The sequence below is a fragment of the Marinibaculum pumilum genome, from assembly GCF_042646425.1.
Lineage (GTDB): Bacteria > Pseudomonadota > Alphaproteobacteria > Ferrovibrionales > Ferrovibrionaceae > Marinibaculum > Marinibaculum pumilum.
The window spans coordinates 47,688-54,361 of the sequence record NZ_JBHRTR010000035.1 but is presented as its reverse complement, the minus strand read 5'-3'; the positions used below and the strand labels follow the sequence as shown (position 1 = coordinate 54,361).

General features: G+C 68.4%; 6 protein-coding genes. 5 read left to right on the top strand and 1 reads right to left on the bottom strand.

Translation table 11 applies throughout. From position 1 onward, the window contains the following. Positions 1–1,240: MutS N-terminal domain-containing protein (locus ACFOGJ_RS22285; protein WP_449288600.1), on the bottom strand; the 1,240-nt coding region annotated here is incomplete at its 3' end. A 185-nt stretch (positions 1,241–1,425) separates the two neighbouring features. Between ACFOGJ_RS22285 and ACFOGJ_RS22280 the strand changes: the two genes are divergently transcribed. From ACFOGJ_RS22280 to ACFOGJ_RS22260, 5 genes are all read left to right on the top strand, one after another. Beyond that, on the top strand, positions 1,426–3,726 hold the full coding sequence (locus ACFOGJ_RS22280; RefSeq protein WP_379904740.1) for an NADP-dependent malic enzyme: 2,301 nt from the start codon (positions 1,426–1,428) through the stop codon (positions 3,724–3,726). Between the two features lie 141 nt (positions 3,727–3,867). Beyond that, a complete protein-coding gene (locus ACFOGJ_RS22275; protein ID WP_379904738.1) occupies positions 3,868–4,317 on the top strand; it encodes a hypothetical protein in 450 nt (149 codons plus the stop codon). Between the two features lie 28 nt (positions 4,318–4,345). Next, positions 4,346–4,672 (top strand): hypothetical protein, encoded by a 327-nt coding sequence (locus ACFOGJ_RS22270; RefSeq protein ID WP_379904736.1) that lies wholly within the window; start codon positions 4,346–4,348, stop codon positions 4,670–4,672. 184 nt (positions 4,673–4,856) lie between these two features. Further along, on the top strand, positions 4,857–5,306 hold the full coding sequence (locus tag ACFOGJ_RS22265) for a hypothetical protein (protein ID WP_379904734.1): 450 nt from the start codon (positions 4,857–4,859) through the stop codon (positions 5,304–5,306). 158 nt (positions 5,307–5,464) lie between these two features. Beyond that, positions 5,465–6,674, top strand: a 1,210-nt coding sequence (locus ACFOGJ_RS22260; RefSeq protein WP_379904732.1) for a branched-chain amino acid ABC transporter substrate-binding protein, incomplete at its 3' end; no start/stop codon positions are given.

The following is a 6,674-nucleotide window of genomic DNA, read 5'->3' as shown; positions in this document are numbered from 1 at the left end:
CGGCGGCGGCGCCGTCGATGCCGGCGGGCCGCGGCGCGGTGGCGGCCAGGCGGGCGGCGATCGCACCGGCCGCCTCCAGCGCGTCGCGCACCGCCGCCAGGTCGCGCGGGCCGCCACGACCCAGGCCCAGCCGGGCCAGCGCCCGCGCCAGGTCCGGCGCCGCCCGCAGCTCCGCCCGCACCGCCTGGCGCAGGCCCTCGTCGCCGGTGAAATAGGCGACCATGTCGTGCCGGCCGGCGATCGCCGCCGGGTCCGTCAGCGGTGCCGCGATCCGCGCCGCCAGCAGCCGCGCCCCGGCACCGGTCACGGTGCGGTCGACCACCGCCAGCAGGCTGCCGCGGCGGCCGCCGGACAGGCTCTCCGTCAGTTCCAGGTTGCGGCGGGTGGCGGCGTCCATCGCCATCACCGCGCCCGCCGCCTCGTGCCGGGGCGGTCGCAGTTCCGGCATCGCGCCGATCTGGGTCAGCGCGACATAGTCCAGCAGGGAACCGGCGGCGGCGAGCTCCGCCGGCGCGAAGCTGCCGAAGGCGTCCAGGGTGGCAACCTGGAAGCTGCGCAGCAGCACCGCCTCCGCGTTGCGGGCATCGAAGCGGGCGTCCGGCAGGCAGGTCAGCGCCGGCACCTCGCCGCTGGCACCCGACTGGGCGGCGGCGCGGGCCTGCTCGAAGGCGCTTTCCGGCAGCACCATCTCCCGCGGGGCCAGTCGCGCGATCTCGGCCGCCAGGCCGGCGACGCCGGTGGTGGTGACGGCGAACTGGCCGGTAGAGATGTCGATCCAGGCCAGGCCGATCTCGCCATCGCGGTCGGGCGCCGTCATGCAGGCCAGGAAGTTGTTGGCGCGGGCATCCAGCAGGCTGTCCTCGGTCAGGGTGCCCGGGGTGACCAGCCGCACCACGTCGCGCTCGACCACCGACTTGGGCCCGCGCTTCTTCGCCTGCGCCGGGTCTTCGGTCTGTTCGCAGACCGCCACCTTATGGCCGCCGCGGATCAGCCGCGCCAGATAGCCGTCGGCGGAATGCACCGGCACGCCGCACATCGGGATATCCTCCCCCAGATGCTTGCCGCGCCGGGTGAGGGTGATGTCCAGGCAGTCCGCGGCCGCCACCGCATCGTCGAAGAACAGTTCGTAGAAGTCGCCCATCCGGTAGAACAGCAGGACGTCGGGGTAGCGGTCCTTGATCCGCAGGTACTGCGCCATCATCGGGGTGGCGCGCATCGCGCTGCCATCCTCCCGGGCCACCCCGTTTTCCCGGTTATGGCCCATTTCCCGTTTGTCAGGGGTCGAATCCGGCACCTATCATCCCCTCAAGGTGTCGCGCGAAAAAAGGGCGGGCCGCCGGACCGGAGAGTTGCGCGCCGGCCGGCCGGAAGCCACGCCGCGACCGGTCTCGGGGAAATGCGCATGTCAGCAGGGCAAATCATCAAATGAGTGACTTGAGCGATCAGCAGCAGGCCAGTCTGAGCGACGAGGCCCTGGCATTCCACAAACGTGGCCGGCCGGGCAAGCTCGAAGTGGTGCCGACCAAGCCGATGGCGACCCAGCGCGACCTGTCGCTGGCTTATTCCCCCGGCGTGGCCGTGCCCTGCCTGGAGATCGAGAAGGATCCGAAGACCGCCTACGACTATACCGCCAAGGGCAACCTGGTGGCGGTGATCTCCAACGGCACCGCGGTGCTGGGCCTGGGCAATCTGGGCGCGCTGGCCTCCAAGCCGGTGATGGAGGGCAAGTCGGTGCTGTTCAAGCGCTTCGCCGATGTCGACGGCATCGACATCGAGGTCGGCACCGAGGATGTCGAGGAATTCATCAACTGCGTGAAGTTCCTGGGACCGACCTTCGGCGGCATCAACCTGGAAGACATCAAGGCGCCCGACTGCTTCATCATCGAGCAGCGGCTGCGCGAGCTGATGGACATCCCGATCTTCCACGACGACCAGCACGGCACCGCGATCATCGCCGCCGCCGGCATGATCAATGCGCTGGACCTGACCGGACGCGACATCAAGGACACCAAGATCGTCATCAACGGCGCCGGCGCGGCGGCGATCGCCAGCGTGGAACTGCTGAAGGCGATGGGCCTGCCGCCGGGCAATGCCATCCTCTGCGACACCAAGGGTGTGATCTACAAGGGCCGCACCGAGCGGATGAACCAGTGGAAGTCCGCCCATGCGGTGGAGACCGACGCCCGCAGCCTGGAGGAGGCGATGCGCGGCGCCGACGTGGTCTGGGGCCTGTCGGTGAAGGGCGCCTTCACGGCCGAGATGATCCGGTCGATGGCGGCGAAGCCGATCATCTTCGCGATGGCCAATCCGGATCCCGAGATCACGCCGGAGGAGGTGGCCGAGGTCCGCGGCGACGCGATCATGGCCACTGGCCGGTCGGACTATCCCAACCAGGTCAACAATGTCCTGGGCTTCCCCTACATCTTCCGCGGTGCGCTGGACGTGCGGGCGACCACCATCAACGACGAGATGAAGATCGCCGCGGTCGATGCCCTGGCGCGCCTGGCGCGGGAGGACGTGCCCGACGAGGTGGCCGCCGCCTATCGCGGCCAGCGTCCCCAGTACGGCCCCGACTATATCATCCCGGTGCCGTTCGACCCGCGGCTGATCGTCGAGGTGCCGAAGGCGGTGGCCAAGGCGGCGATGGATTCCGGCGTGGCCGGCCAGCCGATCCACGACCTGGAGCATTACGGCCATACCCTGGCCGCCCGCCTGGACCCGACCATCGGCTCGATCCAGATGATCCTGGACCGGGTGCGCGGCGAGGAGCGCCGGGTGGTGTTCGCCGAGGGCGAGGAAGAGAAGGTGATCCGCGCCGCCATCGCCTTCCGCAATGCCGGCTACGGCCATCCGATCCTGGTCGGCCGCGAGGAGCGCATCGCGGAAACGATGAAACGCATCGGCCTGCATGTCAGCACCGCCGACCTGGAGATCACCAACGCCCGCAAGAGCGCCCGCAACGATGCCTATACGGAATTCCTGTACGGCCGGCTGGGACGGCAGGGCTACCTGTTCCGCGACTGCCAGCGGATGGTGAACCAGGACCGCAACATCTTCTCCGCCTGCATGGTGCGGTTGGGCGATGCCGACGCCATGGTGACCGGGGTGACCCGGTCCTATTCGGTGGCCTACGAGGATGTCCGCCGGGTGCTGGACCCGCTGCCCGGCCAGCGGGTGTTCGGCGTCTCCATCGTGATCTCCAAGGGCCGCACCGTGTTCGTCGCCGACACCACGGTGCACGAGCTGCCGGAGGGCGAGATCCTGAAGGACATCGCCGTCCAGACCGCCGCGCTGGCCCGGCAGATGGGCCACGAGCCGCGGGTGGCGCTGCTGTCGCATTCGAATTTCGGCAACCCGATGCGGGTCACCGGCGACCGGGTGCGCGAGGCGGTCCGCCTGCTCGACGGCATGGAGGTCGATTTCGAGTACGAGGGCGAGATGTCCGCCGACATCGCCCTGAACCCGGAACTGCGCAAGCTCTATCCCTTCTCCCGCCTGAACGGGCCGGCCAATGTGCTGGTGATGCCCGGCCTGCACTCCGCCAACCTGAGTGCGAAGCTGCTGCAGGTGCTCGCCGGCTCCACCGTCTACGGCCCGCTGCTGGTGGGTCTGGAGAAGCCGGTGCAGATCGTCGACATGGGGGCCACCGTCTCCGACATCGTCCACCTGACCGCGATGATGGCCGACCGGGTGGAGCGGCCGGCGGCGAAGGAGGCCGCGGAATAGGCCGCACGCGGCCGGCGGATGCGGGCGCGTGCGATCACGATCGCACGCGCCGCCGCCCGGATATCGCCACGATCATGTCATCTCGGGGTCAAACCGGCAGCCGACGGTAGGTGCATCGCAACGCCAACGATGGAGACAGCGATGTTCCGTTCCCACCGGAATGCCCTGCGGCTGCGGCATGCTTTGTCGATCGCCGCCATCCTCGCCCTTGCCCTGTCCGCGGTCCTGGTCCGGCCCGCCGCGGCGGCGGACTCCTACCTGGACATTCATGCCCAGAACAATCTCGACCGCCGGGTCTATATCGAGTGCCGGGTGAAGCCGGGCTCTTTCTCGACCTCCATAAGCATGACGGTAGAGCCGGGCCACAACATCAAGATGACGTTCCAGCCGATCCGTCTGGGGGCTGAGGTCGCCACCATGCATTGCGGCGCCTTCGACTATGCCGGCGGCAGCAAGGGGGCGCCGATCTTCCCGGGTGCGGGATCCGGCGGCATGAGCCCGGTCGGCGTGATGCCGCTGCCGCAGGGCGGGACGCGCACGGTCACCTATGTCGCGAAGCAGCCGCAGCCGCATTTCGAAGGCATCAATTGACGGGCCAGGCCCGGACGGGTCGCAGCCGGTGAGGGCGGGCCCGACCGAGGCGGTGCTGAATTGCGGCGTCTTCGAGCTTGCCGCGGAGGGCAGGGGCGCGCCGGTCTTTCCCGAGGCGGGCCCCTACGGCATGGACCCGGTCGGCGTCCTGCCGATGCCGCAGGGCGGAACCCGCGCCATCACCTACGTGGCGCAGCGGCCGCAGCCGCATTTCAAGGGTGCGGAATGGCGCCCGCGCCGCCGTCGGAAACCGAAGCGCCGTGGCGCCGTCACATTCCACCGCCATCCTTGTCATGACGGCGGTACCGTGCGGCAGAGTGCCGTGACGGGCCGCCCGACCGGGAGGGTGCGATGAAGGTACAAAATGCCCTGAAGCCTCTGGCCGCAATGGCATTCGCCGCCGCCATGACCCTGGCGGTATCGACGGCCGGTCGTCTGCCGGCCCCGGCCGAAGGCGGGCCTGCGCCGCTCGAGCCGCAGGTCGTCGCAACCGTCCTGCAGCCCACCGGCCCCGCGCCACGGACGGTGTGGCGGGCCTGATGGACTGGTGGCTGTTCCTGCTCGTTCCGGTCGCCCTGCTGGTGCCGGTCCTCGTCCGGCGCCAGGCGCGCCGGGTCGAGAACAGGGAACCGGACGAGAGCCCGACCGGCTATGTCATCGAGGTGGCGAACCATGCCGGACGCCCGATCTTCGTGGACTGTGTCGACGGCCGCACCCGGCAGGGGCGCGACATCGCCCCGGGGCAGAGCGCGATCGTCCTGGACAGCCGCCGCTTCGGCCCCGTGTTCCGGCCGACCTGGCGGGTGAAGCTTCATCTGCTGCGCAACCGCGAAGAGGGCGGGCCGGTCTATCCCGGCCACTACGGCCAGGCGCTGGACCTGGAGATCGCCCGCCGCACCACCCCGGGCACGCAGCAGGTCCGGATCGCGCTGCGACCGGATGGACCGGAGGTCGACGGCCCCGCCCTGCGGCGCCAGGCCGCCCGTTAGGTCAGGGCGCGGCGCCCGCTGCAAGCCTGACGGTTGTTTGCAACCGGCAGACATCTTGACGTTCATCCCCCCCTCATGCACGGTTCTCGTAGAGCGTATCGGCACGACAGAATGCAACCGACGCTCCACGACATATCCGAGGGAGGAAGAGGATGCGCATGTCCCGCATGCCGCGAGTCCTGCTCGCACTGGCTGCGGCCGGCACCATCAGCACGGCCGCGCTCGCAGAAGACACCGTCAAGATCGGCTTCATCGACCCGCTGTCGGGTCCCTTCGCGGCGACCGGTACCAACGGTCTGAAGCAGACCCAGTTCGCCGTCGACACCCTGATCAACGCCGACCCGCCGCTGGGCATGAAGTGGGAGGTGATCCCCTACGACAACCAGATCAGCCCGAAGGAAAGCCTGCTGCAGCTGAAGAAGGCGATCGGCGACGGCGTCCACTACATCCTGCAGGGCAATTCCTCAGGCGTCGCCAACGCGCTGACCGAGGCGGTCGCGAAGAACAATGCCCGCAATCCCGACCACCAGATCCTGTACCTGAACTATTCGGCGGTGGATCCGGCACTGACCAACGAGAAATGCAATTTCTGGCATTTCCGCTTCGACGCGAACGCCGACCAGAAGATGAACGCGCTGACCGACTTCATCGTCAGCCAGCCCGACATCAAGAAGATCTATATCATCGGCCAGGACTATTCGTTCGGTAAGGCGGTCGCCGCCGCCGCGAACCAGATGCTGGGCGAGAAGAGCTCGTCGATCGAGATCGTCGGCGACGAGCTGCACCCGATCGGCAAGGTCAAGGACTTCGCCCCCTACGTCACCAAGATCAAGGAATCCGGTGCCGACGCCATTATCACCGGCAACTGGGGCGCCGACATGCTGAACCTGGCGAAGGCGGTGAACCAGGCCGGCCTGGATGTGCCGATCTACACCTACTATGCCGCCTACGACGGCATCACCGCGGCACTGGGCGAGGGCGGCAAGGACCAGATCTACCTGATCCACGAGGGTCACGTGAATCCGGCGCCGACCGAGGAACTGCGGGAATACCACAAGGCGTTCAAGGCGAAGTATCCGGAAGCCGACCTGACCCAGGGCCGGCTGGTCAACGCCCTGCAGATGCTGGCGGAAGCCATGCGCAAGGCGAACTCCGTGGAGCCCGGCGCCGTCGCCCGGGCGCTGGAAGGGATGGAGTTCAAGGCGATCAACGGCGACATGCTGAAGATGCGCGCCGAGGACCACCAGATCATCCAGCCGATCCAGATCTCGGTGCATACCGACGAGGATATTGAGTTCGACGGCGACAATTCCGGCTACGGCCTGAAAACCGTCACCTCGATCCCGGCGGAAAAGACGGTGCTGGAGA

Coding starts and splice junctions, on each gene's coding strand:
- ACFOGJ_RS22280 (WP_379904740.1), top strand. CDS start 1,426: ATGAGTGACTTGAGCGATCAGCAGCAGGCCAGTCTGAGCGACGAGGCC.
- ACFOGJ_RS22275 (WP_379904738.1), top strand. CDS start 3,868: ATGTTCCGTTCCCACCGGAATGCCCTGCGGCTGCGGCATGCTTTGTCG.
- ACFOGJ_RS22265 (WP_379904734.1), top strand. CDS start 4,857: ATGGACTGGTGGCTGTTCCTGCTCGTTCCGGTCGCCCTGCTGGTGCCG.